The sequence below is a fragment of the Streptosporangium sp. NPDC048047 genome, from assembly GCF_040653115.1.
In the GTDB taxonomy this organism is placed as follows: domain Bacteria; phylum Actinomycetota; class Actinomycetes; order Streptosporangiales; family Streptosporangiaceae; genus Streptosporangium.
In genome coordinates, this window is record NZ_JBEZNH010000029.1 from 25,143 (window position 1) to 50,674 (window position 25,532).

26 protein-coding genes are annotated in these 25,532 nt (G+C 72.6%); 7 read left to right on the plus strand and 19 right to left on the minus strand.

The features are described 5' to 3' along the window. Window positions 1-3: 3 nt before the first annotated feature. The 7 genes from AB0D67_RS23495 to AB0D67_RS23525 are packed head-to-tail and all read right to left on the minus strand — an operon-like array spanning window position 4 to window position 9,048. The gene (locus AB0D67_RS23495; protein ID WP_362939472.1) at window positions 4-1,731 is read right to left on the minus strand and encodes a hydantoinase B/oxoprolinase family protein; all 1,728 of its coding nucleotides are present in this window, start codon (window positions 1,729-1,731) and stop codon (window positions 4-6) included. Continuing rightward, on the minus strand, window positions 1,728-3,794 hold the full coding sequence (locus AB0D67_RS23500; protein WP_362939475.1) for a hydantoinase/oxoprolinase family protein: 2,067 nt from the start codon (window positions 3,792-3,794) through the stop codon (window positions 1,728-1,730). The genes AB0D67_RS23495 and AB0D67_RS23500 overlap by 4 nt, the downstream gene beginning before the upstream one ends. Then, on the minus strand, window positions 3,791-5,089 hold the full coding sequence (locus tag AB0D67_RS23505; protein WP_362939478.1) for an amidohydrolase family protein: 1,299 nt from the start codon (window positions 5,087-5,089) through the stop codon (window positions 3,791-3,793). The genes AB0D67_RS23500 and AB0D67_RS23505 overlap by 4 nt, the downstream gene beginning before the upstream one ends. A 3-nt stretch (window positions 5,090-5,092) precedes the next feature. After that, window positions 5,093-6,304 carry an FAD-binding oxidoreductase gene (locus tag AB0D67_RS23510; RefSeq protein ID WP_362939482.1) on the minus strand — a complete coding sequence of 404 codons (1,212 nt, stop codon included), beginning with the start codon at window positions 6,302-6,304 and terminating at the stop codon, window positions 5,093-5,095. Beyond that, window positions 6,301-7,764, minus strand: a complete 1,464-nt coding sequence (locus AB0D67_RS23515) for an NAD(P)/FAD-dependent oxidoreductase (RefSeq protein WP_362939485.1) — start codon at window positions 7,762-7,764, stop codon at window positions 6,301-6,303. Before AB0D67_RS23515 ends, AB0D67_RS23510 begins: the two co-directional genes overlap by 4 nt. Beyond that, window positions 7,754-8,074, minus strand: coding sequence for a (2Fe-2S)-binding protein (locus tag AB0D67_RS23520; RefSeq protein WP_362939488.1), 321 nt, complete (start codon window positions 8,072-8,074; stop codon window positions 7,754-7,756). The genes AB0D67_RS23515 and AB0D67_RS23520 overlap by 11 nt, the downstream gene beginning before the upstream one ends. Next, entirely contained in the window at window positions 8,071-9,048 is a 978-nt protein-coding gene (locus AB0D67_RS23525; RefSeq protein WP_362939491.1) for a dihydrodipicolinate synthase family protein, read from the minus strand. The genes AB0D67_RS23520 and AB0D67_RS23525 overlap by 4 nt, the downstream gene beginning before the upstream one ends. A 189-nt stretch (window positions 9,049-9,237) precedes the next feature. Here AB0D67_RS23525 and AB0D67_RS23530 point away from each other — a divergent pair, with 189 nt between their 5' ends. Continuing rightward, complete coding sequence (locus AB0D67_RS23530) at window positions 9,238-10,275, plus strand: LacI family DNA-binding transcriptional regulator (protein ID WP_362939494.1); 1,038 nt, start codon at window positions 9,238-9,240, stop codon at window positions 10,273-10,275. Between the two features lie 140 nt (window positions 10,276-10,415). Here the strand turns inward: AB0D67_RS23530 and AB0D67_RS23535 are convergent, their stop codons facing one another. After that, window positions 10,416-12,509 carry an MMPL family transporter gene (locus tag AB0D67_RS23535; RefSeq protein ID WP_362939497.1) on the minus strand — a complete coding sequence of 698 codons (2,094 nt, stop codon included), beginning with the start codon at window positions 12,507-12,509 and terminating at the stop codon, window positions 10,416-10,418. Window positions 12,510-12,584: 75 nt separating this feature from the next. On the opposite strand from AB0D67_RS23535, the gene AB0D67_RS23540 reads away from it, so the two are divergent. Beyond that, on the plus strand, window positions 12,585-13,055 hold the full coding sequence (locus AB0D67_RS23540) for a MarR family transcriptional regulator (RefSeq protein WP_362939500.1): 471 nt from the start codon (window positions 12,585-12,587) through the stop codon (window positions 13,053-13,055). 172 nt (window positions 13,056-13,227) lie between these two features. On the opposite strand, the gene AB0D67_RS23545 is transcribed toward AB0D67_RS23540, so the two are convergent. Beyond that, the gene (locus AB0D67_RS23545; RefSeq protein WP_362939503.1) at window positions 13,228-13,353 is read right to left on the minus strand and encodes a hypothetical protein; all 126 of its coding nucleotides are present in this window, start codon (window positions 13,351-13,353) and stop codon (window positions 13,228-13,230) included. 230 nt (window positions 13,354-13,583) lie between these two features. Here AB0D67_RS23545 and AB0D67_RS23550 point away from each other — a divergent pair, with 230 nt between their 5' ends. Continuing rightward, complete coding sequence (locus tag AB0D67_RS23550; protein ID WP_362939506.1) at window positions 13,584-13,940, plus strand: hypothetical protein; 357 nt, start codon at window positions 13,584-13,586, stop codon at window positions 13,938-13,940. A 108-nt stretch (window positions 13,941-14,048) separates the two neighbouring features. On the opposite strand, the gene AB0D67_RS23555 is transcribed toward AB0D67_RS23550, so the two are convergent. The 3 genes from AB0D67_RS23555 to AB0D67_RS23565 all read right to left on the minus strand — a co-directional run bounded on the left by AB0D67_RS23555 (window position 14,049) and on the right by AB0D67_RS23565 (window position 15,903). Beyond that, window positions 14,049-14,834: a Stf0 family sulfotransferase gene (locus AB0D67_RS23555; RefSeq protein WP_362939509.1), complete on the minus strand. Its 786-nt coding sequence runs from the start codon at window positions 14,832-14,834 to the stop codon at window positions 14,049-14,051. A 109-nt stretch (window positions 14,835-14,943) separates the two neighbouring features. Next, window positions 14,944-15,711, minus strand: a complete 768-nt coding sequence (locus AB0D67_RS23560) for a nucleotidyltransferase domain-containing protein (RefSeq protein ID WP_362939512.1) — start codon at window positions 15,709-15,711, stop codon at window positions 14,944-14,946. A gap of 51 nt (window positions 15,712-15,762) precedes the next feature. Further along, window positions 15,763-15,903 (minus strand): Arc family DNA-binding protein, encoded by a 141-nt coding sequence (locus AB0D67_RS23565; RefSeq protein WP_362939515.1) that lies wholly within the window; start codon window positions 15,901-15,903, stop codon window positions 15,763-15,765. 50 nt (window positions 15,904-15,953) lie between these two features. Between AB0D67_RS23565 and AB0D67_RS23570 the strand changes: the two genes are divergently transcribed. Continuing rightward, a complete protein-coding gene (locus tag AB0D67_RS23570) occupies window positions 15,954-17,150 on the plus strand; it encodes a transposase (RefSeq protein WP_362939518.1) in 1,197 nt (398 codons plus the stop codon). A 39-nt stretch (window positions 17,151-17,189) separates the two neighbouring features. Here AB0D67_RS23570 and AB0D67_RS23575 read toward each other — a convergent pair whose 3' ends face one another. The 3 genes from AB0D67_RS23575 to AB0D67_RS23585 all read right to left on the minus strand — a co-directional run bounded on the left by AB0D67_RS23575 (window position 17,190) and on the right by AB0D67_RS23585 (window position 18,875). After that, window positions 17,190-17,870 (minus strand): nucleotidyltransferase domain-containing protein, encoded by a 681-nt coding sequence (locus tag AB0D67_RS23575; protein WP_362939521.1) that lies wholly within the window; start codon window positions 17,868-17,870, stop codon window positions 17,190-17,192. Then, window positions 17,870-18,322 (minus strand): ASCH domain-containing protein, encoded by a 453-nt coding sequence (locus AB0D67_RS23580; RefSeq protein WP_362939524.1) that lies wholly within the window; start codon window positions 18,320-18,322, stop codon window positions 17,870-17,872. Before AB0D67_RS23580 ends, AB0D67_RS23575 begins: the two co-directional genes overlap by 1 nt. A 97-nt stretch (window positions 18,323-18,419) precedes the next feature. Then, window positions 18,420-18,875, minus strand: a complete 456-nt coding sequence (locus tag AB0D67_RS23585; RefSeq protein WP_362939527.1) for a helix-turn-helix domain-containing protein — start codon at window positions 18,873-18,875, stop codon at window positions 18,420-18,422. A gap of 97 nt (window positions 18,876-18,972) precedes the next feature. On the opposite strand from AB0D67_RS23585, the gene AB0D67_RS23590 reads away from it, so the two are divergent. From AB0D67_RS23590 to lepB, 3 genes are all read left to right on the plus strand, one after another. Next, window positions 18,973-19,644 carry a DUF899 domain-containing protein gene (locus AB0D67_RS23590; RefSeq protein WP_362939530.1) on the plus strand — a complete coding sequence of 224 codons (672 nt, stop codon included), beginning with the start codon at window positions 18,973-18,975 and terminating at the stop codon, window positions 19,642-19,644. A 107-nt stretch (window positions 19,645-19,751) separates the two neighbouring features. Then, a complete protein-coding gene (locus AB0D67_RS23595) occupies window positions 19,752-20,273 on the plus strand; it encodes a pyridoxamine 5'-phosphate oxidase family protein (protein WP_362939533.1) in 522 nt (173 codons plus the stop codon). Between the two features lie 54 nt (window positions 20,274-20,327). After that, window positions 20,328-20,831 carry a signal peptidase I gene (gene lepB / locus AB0D67_RS23600; RefSeq protein WP_362939536.1) on the plus strand — a complete coding sequence of 168 codons (504 nt, stop codon included), beginning with the start codon at window positions 20,328-20,330 and terminating at the stop codon, window positions 20,829-20,831. Between the two features lie 22 nt (window positions 20,832-20,853). On the opposite strand, the gene AB0D67_RS23605 is transcribed toward lepB, so the two are convergent. From AB0D67_RS23605 to fxlM, 4 genes are all read right to left on the minus strand, one after another. Continuing rightward, a complete protein-coding gene (locus tag AB0D67_RS23605) occupies window positions 20,854-21,813 on the minus strand; it encodes a DUF2332 domain-containing protein (RefSeq protein ID WP_362939538.1) in 960 nt (319 codons plus the stop codon). 14 nt (window positions 21,814-21,827) lie between these two features. Further along, the gene (locus tag AB0D67_RS23610; protein WP_362939540.1) at window positions 21,828-23,093 is read right to left on the minus strand and encodes a cytochrome P450; all 1,266 of its coding nucleotides are present in this window, start codon (window positions 23,091-23,093) and stop codon (window positions 21,828-21,830) included. 354 nt (window positions 23,094-23,447) lie between these two features. Continuing rightward, a complete protein-coding gene (locus AB0D67_RS23615) occupies window positions 23,448-23,903 on the minus strand; it encodes a hypothetical protein (protein WP_362939543.1) in 456 nt (151 codons plus the stop codon). A 174-nt stretch (window positions 23,904-24,077) separates the two neighbouring features. Beyond that, on the minus strand, window positions 24,078-25,418 hold the full coding sequence (gene fxlM / locus AB0D67_RS23620; RefSeq protein WP_362939546.1) for a methyltransferase, FxLD system: 1,341 nt from the start codon (window positions 25,416-25,418) through the stop codon (window positions 24,078-24,080). Between the last annotated feature and the right edge of the window lie 114 nt (window positions 25,419-25,532).

Genomic DNA, 25,532 nt, shown 5'->3' on the forward strand with positions numbered 1-25,532 from the left:
CGTCTATCCTTCGCTCTTGAGCCGGGCGGCCCTGGCCGGCGTGGGCCGCCAGCCGTCGCCGTCCACGATCACGCCATAGGACTGCTCCGCGGCCTCGGCGCTGACATAGCCGTTGAGCACGTCGGCCACCACCGTGGCCGGGTCGCGGTCGAGAGGGTCGCCGTAGCCGCCGCCTCCGGCGGTCCGGTTCACGAACCGGTCGCCGGCCTTCATCGCGGCCCGGTACATGCCGACCCGCTTGGCCCGGTCGGTGTCCGGCCACAGCACCATCTCGCTGGGCTCGGGTTCCTGGCCGCCGTGCAGCGCCCAGGGCCGGGTCTTGCTCTTCTTCTTCATCGACAGCACCTCGCCGTCGGCGAGGTAGCGGACCTGCCTGAGCACGCCGACGCCGCCGCGGAACCGGCCGGCCCCGCCGGAGTCGGGGATCAGCTCCAACCGCTCGTGGAACACGGTGGACTTGTGCTCCAGCACCTCGACGGGGGTGTTTCTCACGACGCTCTGGGAGGGGTGCTGCTGGGCGTTCGCGCCGTCGCGGTCCTTGCGCGCACCCCAGCCGATGCCCTCGTTGTTGCTGATCACAAAGTCCGTGCCGGTGCGCGGGTCGTGGCCGAGCGCCATGAATCCCGGCTCGTCACCACCGGAGGAGGCCGGGATCGAGTCCATCACCTGGGACAGCGCCTTGTGGATCAGTTCGAACGCGACGATGCCGCTCCACTGGGTGAAGGTCGCGGCCGGATAGACGGCGTGGAAGAAGTTGCCGGGATCGGCCTTGACCTCCAGGGCCCGGTAGTGCCCGGAGTTGGAGGGCTCCCTGGGCGTGGTCAGCTCCTTGAAGATGGCCTTGCCCAGGCTCTCGGTGGCGCCGATCGGCAGGTTGACCGGGCCGGCCACCGCGCCGTCGGAGCCGTTGAAGTCGACCTCCATCCGGTCGCCGTCGATGGTGACCTTGACCTCCATCCGGATCAGGTCCTCGGTGATGCCGTCGTCGTCGCAGTAGTCGAAGGCCGTCCAGGTGCCGTTGGGCAGGGCGGCCAGGGCCTTGCGGGCGACCCGCTCGCCATGCTCGATGATCTGCCTGACGGCCTGGTCGACGGTCTCGCCACCGAACTTCTCCCAGACCTGCGCCAGCCGGTTCTCGCCGGTGCGCAGGGCGGCGAGCTGGGCGTGGAAGTCGCCGATGGTCAGGTCGGGCAGCCGGGAGTTGAACCGGATGAGCTCGACGATGTCGCGGACCACCTCCCCACGGCTCACGATCTTGGTGCCGGGGAAGATGAGACCTTCCTGGTGCATGTCGGTGGAGTCCAGGACATAGCCCGGGGCCTTGGCGCCGAGGTCCATCCAGTGCGCGCGCACCGCGAGGTAGGCCGCGGGGCCCTCGTGCCCGTCGCGGAAGACCGGTGCGAAGAGCATCGCGTCGTAGGAGTGCGCGCCGCTCCAGTACGGGTAGTTCAGCAGGTAGACGTCGCCGGGGGCGAAGTTCTCCCGGCCGACGTACTCCACGCCCTTGACGATGGCGTGGTCGTTGGCCCCGAGGAACGAGGTGATACCCGCGGCCTCGGCGGTCAGGTCCAGGTCGGCGTTGTAGATCGAGATGCCGAAGTCGAGCACCTCGTAGATCACCGGGTTGAAGGCCGCCCGCACCAGGGTGCGGCGCATCTGCTCGCCCACCGAGACCAGGTAGTTGCGGATCACCTCGACGGTCGCGCCGTCCAGACGCTCAGGGGTGTTCACAGGGTCCCTCCGGTACCGGTCACCAGCAGTTGTCCGTAGGTGTCGACGGTGAGCCGCTGATCACCGAAGATCACCGTCGTCGAGGTGCCCTCGTCGACGATCGCCGGGCCGCTCACCTCGTGGCCGGGCGCCAGGGTGGTCCGGTCGTAGACCGCGAACACGGCGGTCTCGCCGGTGGCGACGTCGAAGGCGGGGCGCTCGCCGACCGCCTCGGGGCCGCCGGGCCCGGCGGGCGCCAGTTCGCGCAGGGCCGGCTTGGCCAGCCGCCCCACCGCCCGTACGCGCAGGGTGAGGATCTGCCCGGTATCGGCCATCGCGTGGCCGTAGCGCGCCTCGTGCTGGGCGTTGAAACGAGCCAGGACGCTCGCGGCGGTGTCGCCGGGCCGCAGGTCGATGCCGAGGCTGTGCTCCTGGCCGTGGTAGCGGAGGTCCAGTCTGCGGATCAGGGTGCGGTCTTCCGACTTGATGCCCTGCGTGGACAGCACCTCGTCGCCCTGTGCCTCCAGGGTGGCGAACTCGCTCTCCAGGTCGGCCAGGCTCTCGTCGCTGAGGGAGCGCAGCACGGTGGCGGCGAACTCGTACTCCAGGTCGGACATCAGCATGCCGAAGGCGGAGAACGCGGCGGGCACCTGCGGGACGATCGTGGTGGCGATGCCCATCTCCCTGGCGAGCATCGGGCCGAGCAGCGGTCCCGCGCCGCCGATGGCCAGCAGCGCGAACTCGCGCGGATCCAGCGCCCGCTCCACGGTGATCTCACGCAGCGCGCCGACCATCCGGGCCAGCAGTACCCGGAAGACGCTCGCGGCGGCCTGGTTCACGCTCACCCCGAGGGGAACGGCCAGCTTGGTCTCGATCGCGGCGCGGGCCGCCTCCGCGTCGATGGTCATGTCGCCGCCCAGGAACGCGGCGGGGTCCAGATAGCCGAGCACCAGCGCGGCGTCGGTGACGGTCGGCTCGGTGCCGCCCGCGCCGTAGGCCACCGGTCCCGGCACGGCGCCCGCGCTGTGCGGACCGACCTTGAGCAGACCCTCGTCGATCCAGGCGATCGAGCCTCCGCCCGCCCCCACGGTGCGGATGTCGAAGATCGGAATGAGCAGTGGGAAGCCGTCGATGCCCGCCTCGTGCGCCTCGCCCGGCTCGCCGTCCTCGATGACGCAGCAGTCCACGCTGGTGCCGCCGACGTCGAAGGAGATCAGCTTGGGCAGTCGCTGCTCGCGCGCCAGGAAGGAGGCGCCCACCACTCCTCCCGCGGGACCGGACAGCACGGTCATCAGCGGGGCGCGGCGGGCCAGTTCCGCGGTCATCGCCCCGCCGCCCGAGCGCATGATGTGCAGCGGGTGGGTGAGTCCCGCCTCGGTCAGCCTGGCCTCCAGGGTGCCGATGTAGTCGCTCAGCACCGGCCGGATGTAGGCGTCCAGAGTGACGGTGCTGGTCCGCTCGTACTCGCGGTACTCGCGGGTGATGTCGGTGGAGACCGAGATCGACACGTCCGGGTAGAGCCCGCGCAGGATGCGCGCGGCCCGCTGTTCGTGCTCGGGGTTGGCGTAGGAGTGCAGGAAGCAGATGGCCAGTGAGTCCAGCCCCTGCTCCTCGACCAGGATCCGGCCGGCCTCGCGCACGGCGTCCTCGTCCAGGTCCCGCACCACGTCGCCCTGCGCGTCGATCCGGCAGGGCACGCCGATCCGCTGGCGGCGCGGCACCAGCGGCGGGGGCGGGGCGTAGGAGAAGTCGTACATGTGCTGGCCGGGGACGTTGGCGCGGGCGATTTCCAGCAGGTCCCTGAAGCCGTCATTGGTGATGATGCCGAGGTCGGCGCCGCGGCGCTGCAGGATCGCGTTCAGGCCGAGCGTGGTGCCGTGGACGAACGCCTCCACTTCGTCCAGCCGGGTGGCGAGACCGCCCACCGCCTCCAGGACGCCCCGCTCGGGGGCGCCGGGGGTGGTCGAGGCCTTGTGCAGCCGGATCCGTCCGGTCTCCTCGTCGTAGGCGATCGCGTCGACGAACGTGCCGCCGATGTCCACGGCGAAGCGGGTACGGCCGGCCGGAGCGTCGGGGGAGTTCACAGGGCGCCTCCAGGGACCTGCTGCGGGGCGGGGGCGACCGGCAGATCGTCACGGACGATCCGGCCGGCCTGCATGACGAAGGGGATGCGGCGCAGCGCGGAGACGTCGCTCAGCGGATCGCGCTCGGTGACGATCAGGTCGGCGAGGTGGCCTTCCTCGACGGCGCCGGCCTGACCGGCCAGCCCGACCAGGCGCGCGGCCTCGGACGTGCCGGCCCGCACCGCCTGGAGGGGGCTGAGGCCCGCGTCGGTGAGGAACTCCATCTCGCGGACCGCCACGACGGTGTCCTCGATGGGCTCGCCCGGCGGGTAGTCGGTGCCGGCGAGCATGGTGATGCCGGGCGCGCCGGGGTCGTCCGGGTCGGCGATGCCGGCCGCGACCGCCCGGCGGATGCTCGCCAGATGGCCGGGGCCGACCTCCACCGCCCGCTCGATCTGCCAGGGCGTGAAGTCGTGCTCGGCCATCCAGTCGGGGCAGCGGGTGACGCACAGGGTCGGGGTGAGGAACACCCGCCGGTCCGCCATCAGCTTGGCCGTGTCGTCGTCCAGCTCGTAGGCGTGCTCGTAGCCGCGGACTCCGGCGGCGAGCGCCTCGCGGATCGCCGAGCCGGCGCCGGCGTGCGCGGTCACGTAACTGCCGTGCTCCTCGGCGGCGCGGACCACGGCCCGCATCTCCTCGGCGGTCATCTGCGCGCCGGTGAACGACTCGTCCTGGTGGGCGATGCCACCGGTGATGAAGATCTTGATCAGGTCGGCGCCCGCGTCCAGCTCCTGCCTGGCCGCGCACAGGAAGCCGTCGTGCCCGTCGGCGTAGGAGCAGTCGGCGCCCTTGCCATGGCCGCCGGTGGTGGAGATGGCCCGGCCCGCTCCGACGATCCGCGGCGCGGCCACCCAGCCCTGGTCCGCGGCGGTGCGCACCAGCAGGTCGGCGCGGTTCTGCTCGTGTACGCAGCGGATCGTGGTGACCCCCGCGACGAGGGCGTCCTGTGCCCGGGACAGCGCGCGCAGCGCGGTCAGCCCGGCGTTCTCCGACTCGTCGGTGGCGGAGAAGGGGTAGAGCACCGACAGGTGGGTGTGCACCGAGATCAGGCCGGGCATCAGGTACCTGCCGCCCAGCTCGACGGTTCGCGCTCCCGGGGGCGGGGCGTCCGTCGTGATCTTCTCGATCCGGCCGGCCGCGATGAGCACGTTGGCGTTCCTGCGGATCCGCCCCGATCGGACGTCCACGACGTGCCCACCGGTCAACCAGAGGGTCTCGGTCTCGGACGTGGGTCGCAGCCGAGGTGATGTCAGCACCGCTTACTCCTTGCTGTCCTGGTGGTTTTCCTGCTCCGGGCCGTTGTCTTCCTGTTTCCACCGCTTCATCAGCCGGCCGGGACCGAGGTCGGAGACGTCGACCGGTGGCGGCCTGCCCTCGATCAGGCAGCGCAGCGTCTCCCCCCACAGCGGGGCGAAGCTGAAGGCGTAGGTGCCTCCCGCCACGTAGAACCCGGGGGCGCCGGGCACTTCGCCGATCACCGGCATCTCGTCGGGCGTGGCCGCGAGCGGCCCGGCCCACATCCGCAGCAGCCGCAGGTCCCGGATGAACGGCAGCACCCGGGCCGCCAGTGCGACGTTGCCCACCAGACTGTCCAGGCTGGTGGCGCTCCGGCCGGTCAGGTCCATGCTCAGGGCAGGCCAGCCGCCGCCGATCAGCAGGTTGCCCGCGGCGACCTGCTTCACCGACAGCCCTTCGCCGATGTGCTGGACCAGGTGGGACATGGTGACCGAGGAGCGGACGGTGGCGTGCATCTGGATCGCCACAGGTGTCATCCGCAGCGTGATCCCGGCCAGGGCCGCGATCTCTCCCAGCCAGGGCCCGGCGACGTCGACCACCACGGGGGTGTCCACCACCTGCTCGGCGGCGCCGTGCCCGGCGACCACCCGCCAGCCGTCGCCGCTGCGCGTGATCCGCCGGACCGGCGCGAACGCCACGGTCCGGCCGCCGTGTCTGGCCGCCGAGGCCAGGTAGGCGGGGGTGACCTTCAACGGGTTGGCGTAGCCGTCCAGGTCACACCAGGTGGCGGCGGTCACCGTCGATCCGAGCAGGGGCAACGCGGCCCGCGCGGCGTCCCCGTCGAGGATTTCGGTGTGGATCCCGGCGGCGGCCTCCCAGCCGTGCTTGTCGCGCAGCTCCTGGCACTGCTCCTCGGTCTCGGCGACGGTGAAGCCGCCGGTGCGGCGGACCTCCACGGAGGTCTCCAGCTCTTCCTCCAGCGTCTCCCAGCGGTCACTCGCGGCGCGCTGCAGCGGCAGGAAACGCGCGCTGTCCAGCGGTACCGTCTGACCGGGGCGTCTGGTGTGCACGGCCTGCATGTGCAAGTTGCCGGCGGTGGTGCCGGAGCCCTCCCTACCGGGGGCTCCGCGTTCGAGCACGAGCACCCGATGACCGTTGCGGGCCAGGTGGCTGGCGACCGAGGCGCCGAGCACCCCGGCTCCCACGATCACCGCGTCCGCGGTCCGCGTGCTCATGCGTCGCCTTTCGGTGATTCCGGCCCGGCCATTTCCAGCAGCGTGGCAAGGGGAATGGGGCGCACCGGCAGGCGGGAGGGGAATACCTCCACCCGGGACTCGCCGTCGTCCGCGCTCCTGCGGGACGCGACGGACCGGACCAGCCCGGCGACCGCGAATCCGCATTCCCGGCCCTGGCAGGGGCCCATTCCCGCGCGGGTCCAGGCCTTGGTCGCGTTCAGGTCGCCGTCGGCGCTTCCTGCGGCGGCGGTGCGGATCTCCTCCGCGCGGACCGCCTCGCACCGGCAGACCATGGTGGCGGCGGGCAACGCGGGCACCAGCGTGTCGAGCAGCGTCGCCGGGCCGGGGTAGAGGGAGTCGGTCAGCGCGGTGAAACGCGCCGAACGACGCCTGGCCGACGCCACCTGCCGGGCCTCGGCCCCCGGTACGGCCACGCGGGCCTCACGGGTCAGGATGTCGTGCGCCGCGGCGAGCCCCCTGGTCTTCGCCGCGTGCACCCCGCCGATCCCCGCCGCCTCGCCCACCACGTACACGTCGGCCCGGGAGGTACGCCCCGCCGTGTCGGTCACGGGCACCGCGTCCCCGCTCGCCACGTCGATTCGCACATCGCAGCCGAGCATGCGGGCCAGGTCGGTCTGGGGGCGGAAGCCGTACCCGACGCAGAGCGCGTCCACCTCGACGGTGCGGACCGCGCGCGTGGGCCTGGCCGCGGCGGCGAGGGTCACCGAGGAGACCCGGTCGCGGCCGTCGGCGCGGAGCACGACGGTCTCCTGCCAGACCGGCACCCGGGCGCGGGCCAGCCGCGCGGCGTAGCGGGCCAGCTCACGCAGTCGCGCGGGGTGGCCGAGCGTGCCCAGCGCCCGCAGGCTCGGCCGGTACGGCCTGCCCGCCTCGGCGACGCCCGCCACGCTCACGCCGAGTTCGATCAGCGAGCAGGCGACCGGCAGCAGGAACGGTCCTGAACCGGCCAGGACGACCCGGTCCCCGATGGTGGTGTGGTCGCTCGCGGCCAGGTGCTGGGCGAAGCCCGGTGTGGTCACTCCGGGAAGCTGCCAGCCGGGGAAGGGGAACACCCGCTCGAAGGCGCCGGTCGCCAGTACGAGATGGCGGGCGCGCAACCGCACCGGACGCTCGGCGGCGTCGGAGGCGAGCAGTGTGCGCCCGTCGTCATCCACGCCCCAGACCAGATGGCCGGTACGGCACTCGACGCCGGCCGCGCGCATCTGGGCGATCAGCCGGCCGCCCTCGGGCCGGTGGTCGCCCCAGTACCCCGCCACCGCGGGAGCGGGCCGCCGGTAGTACTGCCCGCCCAGTTCCGGCTGCTCGTCGAGGATCGTCACAGACAGTCCGGCGGCGGCGAGCCGGGTCGCGGCGCTGAGCCCCGCAGGACCACCGCCGACGATGACGACGTCCCGTTCGACGACCGCGCCGTACGTGGCCGTGCTGTGCTCAGTGGTCATGCGGGGCCTCTTCCTCTGCGGCCGTCTCGACCCGCATGCCGGCATGGATCTTGGTGATGCAGGCGCGGACCCCTGGACGGCCGTCCACGGTCACCTCGCACTCGAAACACACGCCCATCCCGCAGAAGGGGCCGCGCGGGTCACCGCCCACCGGATTGCGCCGCAGGCTCCACCGCCGCTCGCCGACGAGAACCGCGGCGAGGCTGATGCCGTCGACGGCCCGCACGGAGACGCCGTCGACGACGATCTCCGTCTGCGGAGCCCGGCCCGGTCCGCCATGCCGGCCGGCGCGGTCCCGTGTCGCCGTCATCGTCCGGCCCGCCCCGGGACGGTGGCCGCGTCGCCCCCGGAGAGGGCTTCGACCAGGCCGAACTCTTTCAGCACGGCGCCGATCGCGTCGAGCCTCTCCGGGTCGGTGATCGGCAGGAGCGGCGGACGGACGTGCCCGCCCGGCTGGCCGAGCATCGCCATGGCGGCCTTGAGCTGGGCGATGGGCGCGCCGTACACGCCGCTGTAGTCGGGATTGATCAGCTGGGAGGAGAGGGCCGTGTACCGGTCGGCCCAGCCGCGCGCCGCCTCGCGGTCCCCGGCCGCGACCGCCTCGTAGTAGGGGACGGCGAACGGGGCTCCCATGCCGCCGCCGTCGATGTTGCCGTCCCCGCCCAGCTCCAGCAGCACGGCGAGGCCCCGCCGGTGCAGGAAGCTGCCGAACACCCGGACCCGGTCGCTCACCTCCTCCACGGTGCCGAGCATCCGCAGCCAGTCACCGGTGCTGTCCTTGATGGCCACCACGTTGTCCAGGTCGGCCAGTCCGGACATCAGCCCGGGGTGGGCGGAGATGTCGACAGCCACCCCGCGCGGCCAGTTGTAGACCATGAACGGCAGCTCCGTCGCGGAGCTGACCTGCCGGTAGAAGGCGAGGATGTCCTCCGGCCCGGGATGCACGTACGGCGGGGGAGTGGCGAGCACGCCGTCCGCGCCCGCCTCCGCGGCGTGCCGCGCGAACCCGATCGCCTCGGCGGGGGTGTAGGCCGTGACACCGATGACCACCGGGATCCTGCCGGAGAGCTCGGACACCGCGATCTCGGCGACCCGGCGGCGTTCGGCCGCGCTCTGGCTGAACCATTCACCGGTGCTCCCATTGACCAGGATCCCGTGCACGCCCTGGGCGGCGTAGAGCCGGAGCAGCGCGCGCCACGCGTCCTCGTCCAGCGCGCCTTCGCTGGTGAAGGGGGTGGGCGCGGCCGGCCAGTAGCCGTGCCAGGTGACGTCGTCGCGGTCCATGGAGCCCCCGGAAGGTCGATTTGTAGTCATTTTTTGGGATCGCTTGCATAAGGTTGCAGTACTCGGGAGATTCCGGTCAAGACTAAAATTGGTTTTTAACCTGGACGGACTTGCCGAAGCGCTACCTAGCTTGCGTGATCTTGTGGAAAAATCTCCCCTCGGATGGGATCGATCCCAGAAAGTAGGACGATGGCGATCACGCTGAAGGACGTCGCCGCTGCGGCCGGGGTGTCACGCAGTACGGCTTCCCGCGCACTGAGCGGCTCACCGCTGATTGCCCCGGAGACCCGGGTGGCGGTGCAGGAGGTCGCGGACCGGATGGGTTACCGCCTCAACCGCGCCGCCAGCGCACTGCGTTCCAGGCAGTCCCACGTCGTGGGACTGGTGCTGAACAATCTCATCAACGCGTCCTTCCACACCATCGCGGAGGTGGTGCAGCGGCGCGCCGCCGCCGAGGGCTACCAGGTGATGCTCTGCATCACCGACGCGGACCCGCAGCGGGAGGAGTCCTTCCTCCGGACCCTCGCCGCGCACGGGGTGGACGGGTTGATCATGATAGGCACGGGCAGGAACACGGCCATGGCCAACGCGCTGCTCGCCGAGGGCATCGCGGTCGTCAACGTCATCCGCGCCGCCGCCGAGAGCGCCGCGCCGTCGGTGCTCGCCTCCGACCGCGAGGGCGCCCACGCGGCCACCTCACACCTGCTCGACCTGGGCCACGAGCGGATCGGCTTCCTCGGCGGCCTGCGGAGCGCCAACTCCGGCCTGGAGCGGTTCGCCGGCTACGAGCAGGCGCTGAGGGAACGCGGCACCCAGGTCGACGAGTCACTCGTCGAACGCGGGCCGTTCGACTCCGCCTTCGGCGCCGAGGCGACGGAGCGGCTGCTGCGTCGCAACCCGGATATGACGGCGCTGTTCGCCGCGAACCACGAGGCCGTGTTCGGCATGCTGCCCACCCTCGTCGGCGCCGGCATCGTCATTCCCGATCAGCTCTCGCTGATCTGCTATGAGGACATTCCCTGGCTGCGCTGGTGGCAGCCGCCCATCACCGTCGTCGACAACGGGGCCGGTGAACTCGGGGACCTCGCCATGAACCTGCTGCTCCAGCAGATCGAGCGGACCGACCGGCCGGCGGCTCCGGTACGGACCGGGCGAGCCGGTCGGACCTACCGGGTGGGCGCCCAGCTCGTCCTGCGCTCGTCCTGCGCGAAGCCGCCCGCCGGGTAGGCCCGGGGCCGCGCACCGGCGGGCGGTCCCGGGCCTACCCGCGAGAGGGCGGTGACATCCGATCCGTCGTGACGGTCATCGGTTCGCCGGGCACGGCGCGCCGCTCTCGGCCGCGCCGCCGGCCCGAGGGGGATCAGTGATCACCGCGAGACCCCGGCCGGTTCCCGGGGCTCCGGCCGTACCTCGGGGCGGCTCAGGCGGCCGGGCCACCAGGCCCGCGGGCCCAGGTCGCGCACCAGCGCCGGGACCAGCAGGGACCGCACCACCAGTGTGTCGAGCAGCACGCCGAAGGCGACGATGAACGCGAGCTGCGCCAGGAACGCCAGCGGGATCACCACCAGCGCGGCGAAGGTGGCGGCGAGCACGACGCCCGCCGAGGTGATCACCCCGCCGGTGGTGACCAGGCCGCGCAGCACGCCTTCCCGGGCCCCGTGGCGCGCGGTCTCCTCGCGCACCCTGGACATGAGGAAGATGTTGTAGTCCACGCCCAGCGCGACCAGGAAGACGAAGCCGTACAGCGGCACCGACGCGTCGCTGCCGGTGAACCCGAGCAGGTGCGTGAAGACCAGCGTGGAGACGCCGAGGGTGGCCAGGAAGTTCAGCGCCACGGTGACCACCAGGAGCACCGGCGCCACGAGCGAGCGCAGCAGGAAGATCAGGATGAGCAGGATGATCGCCAGGACGACCGGGACGATGAGCAGCGTGTCGCTCCGCGCGGTCTCCGTGGTGTCGTACTGCTGGGCGCTGTACCCGCCGACCATGACGCCGTCCTCGGTGTCGAGCGCGGCGCGCAGCCGCTTCACCGTGTCCTGGGCGCCGTCGCCGTCCGGCGCGTCGCGCAGCGTCGCCTCGACCAGGACGCGCCCGTCGACGACCTTGGGCTCGCCGCCCGGCCGGCCACTCTGGGACACCGGTTCGGCGCCGGAGACGCCCTCGATTCCGCGGGCCTTCTCCGCCACGGCCGCGGCGCGCCCGGCGGGGGCGACGATGATCGCGGGTTGTCCCGAGCCGCCGGGGAAGTGCTCGCTCAGCGTCGCCTGCGCCGCCACCGACGGCGCGTCGTTCACGAAGGTCTCGTCCAGCGGAACGCCCCGGGCGTTGAGCTGCGGAGCGAAGAGGGCCAGGGCGATGAGCGGCAGCAGGGTCGCGATCCACAGCCGGCGCGGGTGACGGTCGACCAGGGAGGCCACCCGGCCCCAGATCCCGCGCTTCCCGGCGTCGGCCGGGCGCGGCTTGGCCGGCCACAGCGCGGCGCGGCCCAGCAGGACGAGGACCGCGGGCAGGAAGGTGAGCGCGCTGAGCGCGGCGCACGCGATGCCGATGGCGCCCACCGGGCCGAGCGCGCGGTTGTTGGTCAGGCTGCTGAGCAGCAGCGCGAGCAGTGCCAGGGCCACCGTGGCGGCGCTGGCGACGATCGGCTCGAACGAGCGGCGCAGCGCGACGCGGCCCGCGGCGAAGCGGTCGCCGGTCGCGGCCAGCTCCTCCCGGAAGCGGGAGGTCAGCAGCAGCGCGTAGTCGGTGGCCGCGCCGATGACCAGGATGAACAGGATGCCCTGCACCTGACCGTCGACCCGGACGATGTCGTGGTCGGCCAGGAAGTACACCACGGCGCAGGCCAGTCCCAGGGCGAACACCGCGCCGATGATGATGACGAACGGCAGCAGCACGCTCCGGTACACCGCCAGCAGGATGACCAGTACGGTGACCAGCGCCACCCCGAGCAGCAGGCCGTCGATCCCGGCGAAGGCGTCGGACAGGTCGGCCCGGGTGGCCGCCGGTCCGGCGAGCTGGGCCCGCAGGCCGTCGACCGCCACCGCCGAACCGATCCGGTCCAGGGTCTCCCCGAGCGAGTCCTCGACGGCGGGGCTGAGCTGGACCACGCCCTGCAGCGCCCGGCCGTCGTCCGATCCGATGGCGGGGGAGGGCGTTCCGGTGACGCCCTCCGTGCCGCGCAGCGCGGCGAGCTTCCGCGTCGCCGTGGCGGTCTGCTCGGAGGTGACGGCCCCGCCGTCCGCGGTCCACACCACGATGAGCGGCTGCGTGTCACCCTCGCGGAACTTCTCCTGGACCTCCAGCACGCGTGTCGACTCCGCGCTCTGGGGCAGGAAGGCGGCCTGGTCGTTGGTGGAGACCTCGGCGAGCTTGCCGGCGAAGGGCCCCAGCCCGCCGCCGACGGCCAGCCAGACCAGCACCAGCAGGGCCGGGATGAGCCAGCGGATTCGCTTCCGTGCCATGGGGGCGCCTCTCCGTGATGCCATATGACTCAATAATCAAGATACTCAATGATTGAGTTAATGTAGCATGGCGGCATGGAAGGTGACGGCGAGGGGGGCATCGACCGGCTGGCCTTCGCGATACGGCTGCGCAGGATGACCGCGGAGTTCAACCGCATCGCCCACGATTTCGCCGGCGAGCACGGGCTGCACCACACCGACGTCCAAGCGCTCATCAAGATCTTCGATGCCCCGGAGCCGATCACCCCCACCCGGCTGCGGGAGGAGCTGAACCTCACCTCCGGCGCGGTCACCGCGTGCCTCGACCGGCTGGAGCGGGCCGGGCACATCCGCCGGGTCCGCGACGCGCACGACCGGCGCGTGGTCCACCTGCACTACCTCGACGCGGCCAAGGAACTGGCCGGGGCCTTCTTCCGCCCGCTCGGCCGCAGCACGGACAACACCCTGCGACGGTTCAGCCCGGAGGAACTGCGCACCGTGGCCGCCTTCCTCGACGTCATGAACGAGGAACTCGACGCGCTGCGCGCCGCACCCGGCTCTTCCTGACGTCTCCGCCGGGTTCTCTCCCGAAGGTCTCACGCCGAGATCTTCGGTCACACGGGCCGAATGGTTGCGCCCCGACCCGGCTCCTCAGAACACGCGCGCTGGACGGATGGACGTCCGCCCACGCGGCTTCGTACGGAGAGGAGCGGCGCCCGTTCCTGTCACGACGGCCGCCTCAGCGGGCGGTCACCGCGGGGACGGCCAAGAGCGCATCGGCCACCAGATGAGCCTCCACGGCGGCGGAGCAGGTGTCGCCCACCACGGCGACGGGCCTGCCACCGGCCTGGCACGCTCGCAGCACCTCGTGGATCCCCGGTATGGGCGCCGCTGTCACGTCTCGGCCTCGCGCGTGACGCCGTACAGTCCGCCACCCTACATGATCACATGAGGCCGATCCGTGTCCACCGTCTCTTTCGGACGGGTGCCGGCGGACACCCGTGCGGAACCTTCACACGCGCTCCCCGGGGCCATCACATGCCCCTGCTTGGCTTCCCTCTCATGAGGCGGGAACCCATCAGACAGGAGCCGGACATGGGACGGCGGCTCGCGCCGGTTCCGGTCAGAACGGAGGTGACGGGGGAGGACCGGGCGGACCGCGCGGCCTTCCTCACGGTGATGTCGCTGCCGGCGCTGGCGCTCGCGGACTGGTTCGTCGTGACGACCGTCATCCGCGACATCCAGTGTGAGCGGTACCAGCGCGGCGGCGGCATGGGCTGCGGCGGCTCGCCCGCGATGGGGGAGGCGTACACCACCGGACTGCTGCTGACGGTCCCGGCCCTGGCGGTCCAGCCGTGGCTGATCGGATTCGTGATCCGGTGGCTCCGGAACGGGTCACGCCCGTCCCCCGGCTGGATGCGCTCACGTCGCGGAGGGCGGCGCCGCGCATGACGTTTCCTGGACGGCCATGTCCGGCCTTCCCGGGACAACGCGGGACCGTGGGCCTCGTGCCGGGATCACATGGATTCGTTCCTTCGGCGAGCCGGATGAGCGCCCGGGTCAATGACGGCCGTGGAGCGCCCGTTCCGCCCGGTACCGGGCCGTCCACTCCAGGTTCAGCTCGTCGGCCTGCCGCCGGTGCCGGGGAACGATCGCCTGCCCCGGCGGCGCCTCCACCCCGAGGAAGCCGAGGACGCGGCGCGTCGTGCCGGTCATGTCCTCGTCGAGGTCCTCGTAGCGCACCCGGTACGGCCGGACCCCGGCAGAGGAGAACCACGCCTCCCACGCCGCGTTGTGATCCTCGATCGTCCGGACGAAGCGGGTGATCTCCTCGGCGTCGTACCTCGGCTCGTGTCCGTCGGCATCGTCGTCGCCGCTGATCTCGCCGTCGCCGCCGATGTACCAGGTCCGCGTCTGCTCCGCCCGCAGCCAGGACACCGCCTGGGCCGGCGTGTCGTCCCGCCGCAGGCAGACGAAGGCCGTACGGCCGAACGCCCGCTCCAGCAGGGCCAGGTCGCCCCCGGCGACGTCCGGGTGGACCGCTCCGAGTTTGGCGAGCAGCGTGTCGAGGGTCCCCCACATCAGCTTCGCCCCGAAGACCCCGTTGCCGCTCCGGCCCGCGGCGAGCGCGGCGCGGACGTAATCCGCGTGGTCGTATCCGCCGCCGGCCGTACGGCGGACCCCCCACCGCTCGGCCCACAGCGGTTCGTCGGGTTCCCGGAAGTACGCCTGCGGGCGGCCGGCGACACCCGTGGAGCCGAGCAGACCGAGCAGCAGGGAGGAGCCGGACCGGGGGGTGGCGCACACGAAGTAGGAGTCGAAACGGGCAGCGTGGTCCATCGCCATGGCGACACGTAACCGCACGTCCCGGCGACCCGCAAACCGATTTTCCGTGTCACCCGCTCTCGGCCGGTGTCACCCGCTCTCGGCCGGTGTCACCCGCTCCCGGCCGGTGTCACCCGGCCCCGGCCCGCGTCGCCAGGCGGGCGCGGACGACGAGGTCGTGCAGGAGGCCGCCCGCCTCCGGTGCCTCCGGCAGGTGTGAGGCGTCCCGGGCCTCCTCCAGGACGGCGGTCAGCCGGGTGACGTCGCGTTCCAGCCGCGCGCGGCCGGGGCCGTCCGCGGGCGGCGCCCCGTGCTCCGCGTGCCGCTTGGCGGCCACCAGCTCCGCCAGGTACGGCGGGCCGCCGTCCAGGCGGGTGAGGTCGGCGACGAGCGTTCCGGTGCGCATCAGGTGGATGCCGGTGAGCAGCACCCGGAACGTGTACAGCAGCGGCTTGAGCTCCCCGGACCGCTCGAACAGGCGCCACTGCGTCCGGGCGAAACCCAGGTAGTGGTGGGCGTGGTGGCGGGTCAGGCAGCCGGGTGCGGCGGCGGCCAGCTCCTCGTGCACCGGGGACGTCGTCACCACCAGCGGGGACAGCAACTGCTCCAGCACGTAGCCGTTGCGGCGCAGCAGCAGCCGGCAGAACTTGGCCAGGTCGTGGGTGACGAGGTCCACCTCCACACCGTGACGGGTCCACGAGCGGGTGACGGTCTCCTCGGCGGCCCGCAGCCCGACGACGTCCTCCAGCGGCAGCAGGTGCACGCCGCGCAGGTCCACGTCGGAGTCGACGGACGGGAAACCGTACAGGTGCGCGCCGCTGACCGTGGCGAACGCCAGGGCGTGCGGCTGCTCGGCGGGGATCTCGGCCAGCCAGGCCGGGAGATGGACGGTCACCATGACCTCCGGAGGATGCCCCGGCCTTCAGGTCGGGGAGGAATCCGGACCCCGTCAGGGACGGCCCGCCGGAGGCGGGACGGCCTGCTGGAGGATGTGCAACACCTGCGCGTGCAGGGATCGGTGTTCATGTTCGGCCAGCTCCTTGAGCCGTGCGTGGAAGTCGTCGGGAAGTCGCAGTGTGATCTGTTTCATGACATCAGAATACCCACCGTGTGCCATCTCCGTGGTGGTAGATTGATGGCATGTCCCGCTACCGGCTCTCCCCGACGCCCGCCCAGGAGGCGGCGCTGGCGGAGCACTGCGGGCACGCCCGGTTCGTGTGGAACCTCGCCGTGGAACAGCATGCGCACTGGACGCCGGGGAGGGCGTCCGCGCCGGGCTTCGCCGAACAGTGCCGCCAGCTCACCGAGGCGCGCACCGAGTTCGCGTGGCTGCGCGCCGGGTCGATCGTAGTGCAGCAGCAGGCCCTCAAAGACTTCGCCCAGGCGATGGCGAACTTCTTCGGCAAGACCCACCGTCGTCCGACGTGGCGCAAGCGCGGCCGGGGCGAGGGGTTCCGGATCGTCGCGGTCAAGGCCGCAGACGTCCGCCGCCTCTCGCGCACCGTGGGAGAGGTGAAGGTCCCCAAGGTCGGCTGGGTGCGGTTCCGCTGGTCGCGCGCCGTCCCCGGCGGCGTGAAGTCCTACCGCATCACCCGCGACCGGGCGGGCCGCTGGCACGTGGCGTTCGCCGCGATCCCCACCCCGGTTCCCGCACCCGGCACCGGCGAGGTCGTCGGCGTCGACCGGGGCGTCACCGTCTCGGCGGCACTGTCCACCGGGGGACTGCTGCGCGCTCCCGGCCTGCGGGAGGCCGAGGCGAAGCGGCTGCTGCGGCTGCAGCGGAAACTCGCCCGCGCCAAGCGTGGATCGAACCGCCGGGCCACGGTGAAGGCCGCCATCGCCCGACTGAAGGCCCGCGAGGCCGACCGGCGCAGAGATTGGGTCGAGAAGATCAGCACCGACCTGGCCAGGCGTTTCGACGTGATCGCCGTCGAAGACCTGAAGGTCCGCACCATGACCAGGACGGCCAGGGGCACGATCGAAGCGCCTGGCCGTAACGTCCGCCAGAGAGCCGGCCTGAACCGGGGCATCCTCGCCGCCGGGTGGGGCCGGCTCGTGACCCGGCTGGAGCACAAGGCTCCGGGCCGCGTCCGGAAGATCGACCCGCGTCACACGTCGCAGACCTGTAACGCCTGCAGGCACATCGCCCGGGAGAGCCGCGAGAGCCAAGCCCTCTTCCGGTGCGTCGCCTGCGGGTATCGGGCCAACGCCGACGTCAACGCGGCCAAGAACATACGCGACACGGCGGCAGGGCATGCCGTCGCTGCACGGGGAGGCCCGCCGTCGGGCGGGCCCGTGAACCGTGAACCTCAACCCGACCTCCCCTCAGCGGCGTAGGAACGGTTGAAATCCCCCGCCTTCAAGCGGGGGAGGATGTCAAAGCGATGCCCTCCGTACGGTCACCAGGTAGTCCTCGACGGTCCGGCGGTCGGGGGCCTCCGGCAGCGCGCCGGAGGCGCCGAGACGGTCGAGGTCCGCGGCCAGCTCCGCCCGCCAGCGCTCCACCTCCGGCCAGGGGATCTCGCCCCGCCGCAGCGCCAGCAGCCGGTCGCGGTGGGCGCCCACCCGGACCAGCGGCTCGCCCTCGCGGGCCAGGTGGAGGCCGCTGAGCATCAGCCTGATCATGTGCATGGCCTGCTTCCACTTCGGCCGTTCGGGGTCGAGCCTGCGGAGCTGCGCCTGGGCGTACCCGGCGAACGTCCGGTGGGCGCGCCGGGACAGGAAGGCGCGGCGGATCGCCAGCAGTTCCTCGCCCGCCGGGGTGAGCCGCTCGACGATCGGCGACCACAGGCACTCCAGGACCGTCGGGTTGGCCTCCAGCGCCAGGACGCAGAACCGCTCGACCTCCCAGGAGAACTGCTCGGGCAGCGGCCCCTCGATGTGGGTCGGCGGCTTGTCCAGCCGCCAGAACAGCGGGGTGGGCGCGGCGAAGACCCCGCGCCGGTCCACGTCGGAGTCCTCGGTCGCGAGGCCGTAGGCGCGGGAGCCGGTCACCACCGACAGCACCAGGTGGTCCGGGACGCCGACCGGGCACGCCTCCCGATCCGAGCGGACCATCAGGCGGTACGGAGATCGGCGACGACGCGGAAGCGCTCCAGGACCACCGGGGTGGCGTCGTCCACGGTGAAGGCGGCGTCGCCCAGCGCCGAGCGCATCTCCGGGCCGTGCCAGAACTCCTCGTGGGCCGCGCGCCATCGTTCGGCCGTCGTGTGGCCCTCGCCCTCGTCCGCCGCGTGGGCGTCGTCCACCTCGCCCAGCGGTACGACGCGCACGCTCGTCACCTCGATGACGGCCACCGGACGACCGGCGGAGTCCACCACCGCCGACCGTCCGCCGACCTCGGGCAGCGGCTCGCCCGCCCGCTCGTACTCGACGGCGAGGGAGGTGGTGGCGGTCTTGCGGCCGTCGAGGATCGCCGCGACGAGCGCGTCCCGCAGCGGTCCGGGGAAGGCGAACTCGGCCTCCGGCAGGCCGGCGGTGTCCGGCGACCCGCCGGAATCGGATGTCATGGGGGATGACCCTACCGACTCATCTCCAGGCGGTGTTTCGGGGAGAATCTTCTCAGCCGGTCCGCGGCGCGAGGGCCCGCGGGCGTGTGCGATGAGGTCAGAGGGCCGCCCCGGGGCCGGGGAGGACGTCGATGTCGGTGGCGTGCATCGGCTGTTCGCACGTCGAGCAGCGTAGTTCGACCCGGCTGATCTCGCCGCATCCGCGGTGCCGGTGCAGGACGGGCGGACCGGCCTCGCCCGCCGTCCAGCGGTCGCCCCAGCGGATCATCACCAGCAGCAGGTCGCACAGTTCCAGGCCCTTGTCGGTGAGGGCGTACTCGTGTCGCGGGGGGTGCCGGGAGTACTCCCGGCGCCCCAGGATGTCGTTCTCGACGAGCCACCTCAGGCGCTCCGCGAGCACCTTGCGGGAGATCCCGAGGTCCTGCTGGATCTGGTCGAAGCGGGTGATGCCCACGTAGACGTCCCGCAGGATCAGGGGCGACCAGGGCTCGCCGATGACGTCGAGTGTGCGGGCGATCGAGCATGCCATGTCGCCGAATCGGGTCCGTTGCATGACCACAGCGTAGACCCTGTTGGTTCCCTTAGGGAACTTTCTTCGCTAGGGTCTCTCCTATCCGTTCCCTCAGGGAACCCAATGGGAGGAGAGCGCTGTGGACCGACCCCGCACCGTGTCCGCCGAGGAGTGGCGGGCCGCCCTGGCCGCGCTGACGGCCAGGGAGAAGGAGCACACCCGTGCGGCGGACGCGCTGGCCGCCGAACGGCGCCGGCTGCCCGCGGTCAGGGTGGACAAGGACTACGTGTTCGAGGGCCCCGCCGGGCCGCTGGGCCTGCCCGACCTGTTCGACGGGCGCCGCCAGCTCATCGTGTACAGCTTCATGTGGCACGGCGCCGGAGAGTACTGTTCGGGATGCTCGATGTTCGTCGACAACCTCGGGCACCTCGCCCACCTGCGCGCCCGCGACACCTCGATGGTGCTGGCGTCCCGTGGCCCGCTGGCGGAGATCCTCCCGTTCCGGGAGCGGATGGGCTGGACGATCCCGTGGGTCTCCTCGCTGGGCAACGATTTCAACGACGACATGGACGCCGGTGACGGGTTCGCGCTGAACGTCTTCCTGCGCGACGGCGACGAGGTCCACCGCACCTACTTCACCACGGCGCGGGGGGTCGAGCGCCTCGGCAGCGTCTGGACCCTCCTCGACCTGACGCCGTTCGGCCGTCAGGAGACCTGGGAGGACTCTCCCGAGGGCCGCCCGCGGACCGAGCCCTACCGCTGGTGGCGCCTGCACGACGAGTACGGCGAGGACGGCGGCCCGGAGGCCTGAGCGTCCCCGGTACGGCGACGTCCGGACGGCGTCCCATCGGGTGAACCGTCCCGCGTTCCCAGTGAAGAGATGAAATTTCCTGAGATATCCGTACGAGGAGGCATGTGATGACCGTGATGACGCCCACCGCCGAGCCGCTGTTCGGCGAGAAGGACGCGACGCCGTTCGACACGGACGCGTCGACGGTGAAACCGTGGGAGCAGGCGCGTGCCTGCCTGGAGACCGTGCCGAAGGGGTGGTTCTCGACGGTGCGGCCCGACGGCCGGCCGCACGCCATGCCGGTGATGCCGGTCTGGGCCGACGGTGCGCCCTGGATCGCCACCCGTCCCACGTCCCGGAAAGGCAGAAACCTCGCCGGCGACCCCCGCTGCGTCCTCACCGTCGCCGGCGAGGACCTCGATCTCGTGATCGAGGGCGACGCCGCCCGGTCACTGGACGAGGCCGAGCTCCGGCGGGTGGCGGCCGTCTTCACGGCGAAGTACGGGTGGAAGCTCACCGTGCGGGACGGCTCGGTCCACGAGGACAGCCTGCCGGGCTCACCCGAGTACGGCTTCTATCGGATCGTCCCCGTCCGCGCCTTCGGCTACGGCGCGGACGGCCTGACGGCGACGCGCTGGCGGTTCGGCTGAACCGTGATCCACTCCGGGTCGCCAAGGCCGAAGATCACTGAGCATAATGCTGCGGTGAGACGTCGTGTGTCGCGCGGGCTGTCCGTGGCGCTGGTCCTTTCGCTGCTCGCCGGATGCGGGCTGGTCGGGCGGAAGCGTTACACCGTCAGCAGTGAGTCCATGGAACCCACGTTCCAGGTGGGTGATGTCGTCACGGCGGTCAGGACCGACCGGGACTACACCCCGAGACAGGGCGACGTCGTCTTCTTCACCGCTCCCGCGTCATGGGGCGGTGACGGCGTTCGCGTCTCGCGGGTGATCGGGATCCCGGGAGCCACGGTGGCGTGCTGTGACGGCGGCGGGCGGATGACCGTGAACGGCCGGCCGCTGGAGGAGCCCTACCTCAAGGACTCCCAGGCTTCGCGTGTCGCCTTCGGCCCGGTGACCGTCCCGGCGGGCGGACTCTGGGTGCAGGGGGACAACCGCCATATCTCCCTCGACTCACGCAGCTACTTCATCAGGGACGGGATCGGCCAGGCCACGGTCCCGGTGTCCCACGTCGTCGGCGTCGCCGAATAGCCCCGCCCGGGCCGGCGGCCGGTCAGGGAGTGAGCCAGTCGAGCCGTTCGCCGTGAGGCCCGGCCAGGGCGAGGGGTTCGCCGTCCAGGGCGGACAGGAAGGTCAGCCGGTTCGCGGGCAGTCCGCGTGGGAGCCGGGCGAGCACCGACGGCAGCCGGGACGAGCCCTCGTTGGAGACCCAGCGCACCGGCAGGCCCCGCACCGTCTCCACGAACCGGTCGCGCTCGTCCGGTTCCAGGTACGGCATGAGCGCGCTGTGGAAGACGACCACCGTGGCGTCGCGGGGCGCCTGCGCGACCAGGTCGCCGAGCGCCCCGGCGGCGTCCCCCCGGACCAGGCGCGGCGGGTCCTCCGCGGCCAGCCGTACGGCGCCGCGCAGCCGGGCCAGCCGGTCGTCCTGGCCCGGCCAGACCAGGCACTCCAGCCAGCGCGCCGTCTCCTCGTCGCGCACGTCCAGCGGTTCCAGGTCGAGACCCGCCCGCCACACCACCTCCGGCATCCGCGCGGGCACCGGCGCCCTCCCGTTCGTCCGGCACGGCAGCTCGACCGGACCGTCCGCCGGGCCGAGGGCGGGCCGGTCGTCGTAGCGGTAGCGGTAGCGGTCCAGGAGGAGGCAGAGCCCGGCCGAGGCGCCCACCTCCACCAGGGCCAGCGGGCCGGGCAGGCCGGCGAGCACCGGCAGCAGGCTCGCGCACCGTCCGGCCTCGTTGGTCTGCGTCCTGCGCGTCAGCATCGTCTCGCGCACCTGTGGCCAGTGCCGTACGGTCCACTCACGGAAGGCGGGGAAACCGGCGGACGGCCCGCCGAGGAAGCGGACCGAGGCCAGCAGCAGGTTCGGCTGCCGCTTGGCGGGCGGCAGGCCGTCGATCAGCGCCGGCAGCAGCGCGTCGGAGGCGACGCCCCGGGCGAGATCCTCGTACGCCGGGGAGCGCCCCCGGACCTCCTGCTCGGCGAACCGCCGGTACCGCTCGGCCGTGTCCATCCCTCGCGGGCGGTTCAGAGCCGTACCGGGAGGCGGGCCAGCCGCCACGACCCCGGCAGGGGCTGGCGCTCCAGGTCCGCCGGATCGATGGCCAGGGACAGATCGGGGAAGCGGCGGAACAGCGCTCCCAGTGCCACCTCGCCTTCCTGCCGGGCCAGAGCCGCACCCAGGCAGTAGTGCAGGCCGTGCCCGAACCCGACGTGGTTCTCCCGGCGGCCGTCCGGCTCGCGGGTGACGTCCAGCCGATCGGGGTCGGGGAACTCGCGCGGATCGTGGTCGGCCGAGACCAGCGAGGCCGTCACCGCCTCGCCCCGCCGTACCGGCATGCCCCCGATCGTCACGTCCTCGGTCGCGTAGCGCATCCGCGTCATCTGCACCGGGCCGTACCGGCGCATCAGCTCGTGCACGGCGCGCGGCATCAGCTCCGGGTCGTCGCGGAGCAGGGCGAGCTGGCCGGGATGGGTGAGCAGGGCGGCGACGCCGTTGCCGATCAGGTGGGCGGTGGTCTCGTGACCGGCGAGGACGATGGTCAGCACCATCGTCACCATCTCGACGTCACTCAGCCGGTCGCCGTCCTCGTCGTGGGCGCGGATCAGCCCGGTGAGCAGGTCGTCCGCGGGTTCGGCGCGGCGCCGGACGATCAGCTCCTCGATGTGCGCGACCATCTCCCGCAGCGGATCCGTCAGGGCGCCGGGCTCGGTCGACACCAGGGCCCGTCCCCACGAACGCCATCGCGGACGGTCCTCCTCGGGGATGCCCACCAGCTCGCAGATCACGGTGATCGGCAACGGATAGGTGAACCGTTCCAGCAGGTCCACGACGCCGTCCTCGGCCGCGGCGGGCAGGCCGTCCAGCAGGTTCTCGGTGATCTCCTCGACGCGCGGCCGCAGCCCGGCGACCCTGCGGGCGGTGAAGGCGCGGGAGACGAGCCGGCGCAGCCGCATGTGGTCGGCGCCGTCGGCGTCCAGGACGCTGCCGAGGATGTACTTCGCGTACTCCGGCGGGATGCCGCGCGCCTGGATGATCTGCTCGCGGATGTCGCCCACGTCCATGCCCGGGACGTGCGCCGGGTCGTTGACGAACCGCTGGTCGCTCAGCATCGCCTTGACGTCCTCGTAGCGGGTGACGAGCCAGATCGGCGAGGCGGACCCGGGGAGGAGGGCCCGCACCAGGGGAGCCTCCTCACGCATCCGCGCGTACCCGCCGAAGGGGTCGGCGAGCAGTTCGGGATCGAAGAGGTCGACCGTCTCGGCGGTGCGGGGATCGGCCGGAGCGCTCATGTCGTCCTCCTCGGGACCGGGATGCTCTTCTGCTCCCAGGGTTCCCGTCCGGCGCGTACGGCATGCCCCCGGAGTGCGCGGCGCGTGTCCGTTTCCCGGGTGACGTGGTGTCCGTTTTCCCGTGTACCGGCCCCTGTGTGCCCGGCCCCTGTGTGCCCGGCCCCCGTGTGCCCGGCCCCCGTGTGCCGCGGCGCGCTCCCCTCCTCGCGCGCCGCGGCACCGGTCATCGGTACGGCCACCCGCCGGCCATCGGTACGGCCGGCCCACCGGTCACCCGCAGGTCATCGGCAGGCCGTGCTGCCGGTCACCCACCGGTCATCTGTACGGCCGCCGCATGTACGGCCGCCGCGCCGGTCAGCCGCCCTGGGACCAGACGCCCTCCCAGCCGGAGCAGCGGCCGGTGATCCTGGTGGACGTGCCGCGGCAGACCTTGGCGGAGGAGGTGAGCATGTAGCCGGCGTTCACCCGGAAGGAGAGGACCCGCGACTGGGAGCAGTTCCGGAACGTCTTCGTGTGCCACCGGCCGTGGTCGGAGAGCCACTTGATCTTCAGCCACGAGCAGGTGCGCGCGCCCGCGGCGTCGTAGAGGTCACCGTGAATGCGCAGGCCGGTGCCGGAGCTCCTGACGACGCCGCCGGCCCAGCCCCTGCGATCGGAGGAGGCGGTGGGGCCCCACGACCAGGTCTCGGCGGCCCTCGCGACCGACGCCGCCGCGGAGGCGGTCGTGGCGGAGGCAGCCGTGGCGGGCAGGCCGAGCCCGAGGGCGGCGGCCGTCGTGAGGCCGAGCAGCAGGCGGGCGGTGGGATGCATGGGTCCATCTCCTGAAAAACCGGATTTCTGATGAACCAAGAGATATCCGGAACGGCTTGCAGGCGGCTTGCCGCTCCTTGCAACCGTCTGACGCGCTCCACCCCGGCCGGGCCGGCGGTTCACCCGCGGGCGGCGGGTCAGGAGGAGCGGAATCCCTGACGCGGCGTCGCCTCGTCAGGTTCGCCCGCGGGCGGCGGGCCAGGACAGAACGAACGTGGTGTGACGCTTGCGGATCACCAGCCCGTCTCCGGGGGCCGTCCCGGAGCCGTCGTCGTCCCCGGCCCGCGAGCGGGCGCCGACGCCCGGCGGACGGCCGTCGCCTCCCGAGAGCACGCCGTCCCCGGCCTGCATGCCGTTCCCGGCCTGTACGCCGTCCCCCAGGTTCCCGTCGCTCCCCGGGTGCCCGTTCCCCGGATGCACGTCGACGCGCAGGCCCGGTGTCGACGGACGCCCGGCCGCGTCCCATGCCCGCAGGTGGGCGAGGAGGTCGGCGGCGAGCACCGCCCCGCCGGATCCGAACGCCCGCACCACCGGCGGCGCGGGCGCCTCCCGGGGGTGGAGCAGGCACAGGCCGCCGTCCTCGACGATCCCCATGACCATCGTGAACCCCGGCCCGCCCGCCGCGCCCGCCGTGAGCCACCGCGGACGGGACTCCGACAGCAGGCACCAGCGCGGCTCGTGCGCGGCCAGCCACAGGCCGAACCCGTCGGCGAGCGCGGCCGGGCCGGCGTCCACCCCGGAGGGGAGCTCGGCCGCCGGGCCGCCGAGCGCCGCGAGGACGTCCCCTGTCTTCCTCGCCCGGGGCAGCGAGATCATGAGCTCCGATTCGGGGTCCAGCGGCCGGAGCACCTCCGGGCCGGCGAACGGCCCGCGCAGCCGCATGAACCCGCAGGCCACCGCGGAACGGCTCGTCCAGCGCCCGTCCGCCCGCTCCAGCGCCACCGAGCGCTGCACGCCGTTCAGGTCCACCGGGGCGACGATCCGCCCGCCGGGCGCGAGCTGCTCCAGCCAGGCCGGGAAGAGGTCCCACACGCCCACGGTCGCGATCACCCGGTCGTACGGCGCTCCGGGGGCGAAGCCCTCGGCGCCGTCGCCACAGACCACCTCCACCCCGGTGAACCCCGCCTCCGCCAGGTGGCCCCGGGCGCGCCCGACCAGGTCGGGGTCGATGTCGACGCTGGTGACCCGGCCGCCGGGTCCGGCAAGGTACGCCAGCAGCGCGGCGTTGTAGCCGGTCCCCGCGCCGACCTCCAGCACCCGGTGCCCCGGCTCCATGCCGAGCTGCTCCAGCATCACCGCCATGATCGTCGGCTGGGAGGAGGAGCTGACCGGACGGCCCTCGGCGTCGCGCCGGGTCACGATGGCCTCGTCCCGGTACGCCGTTTCCGGGGGCACCCCGGGCAGGAAGAGGTGCCGGGGCACCGCGCGCAGCGCCCCGGCGACCTCCTCGCCGATCCCGCCGCGCCCGCGCACCCGGGCGACCATCTCCTCGCGCGCCACGCGCCAGTCCGCCATCACCGGCCTCCCCACCCGTCGATCCCGTCGCGGCTCCGCCGAGCCGCCGTGACCTCGCCGTCCCGGCTGTCCGCTCCCGGTTCCATCCTCCGGCCGCCCAGAAGGCGGCGAGCG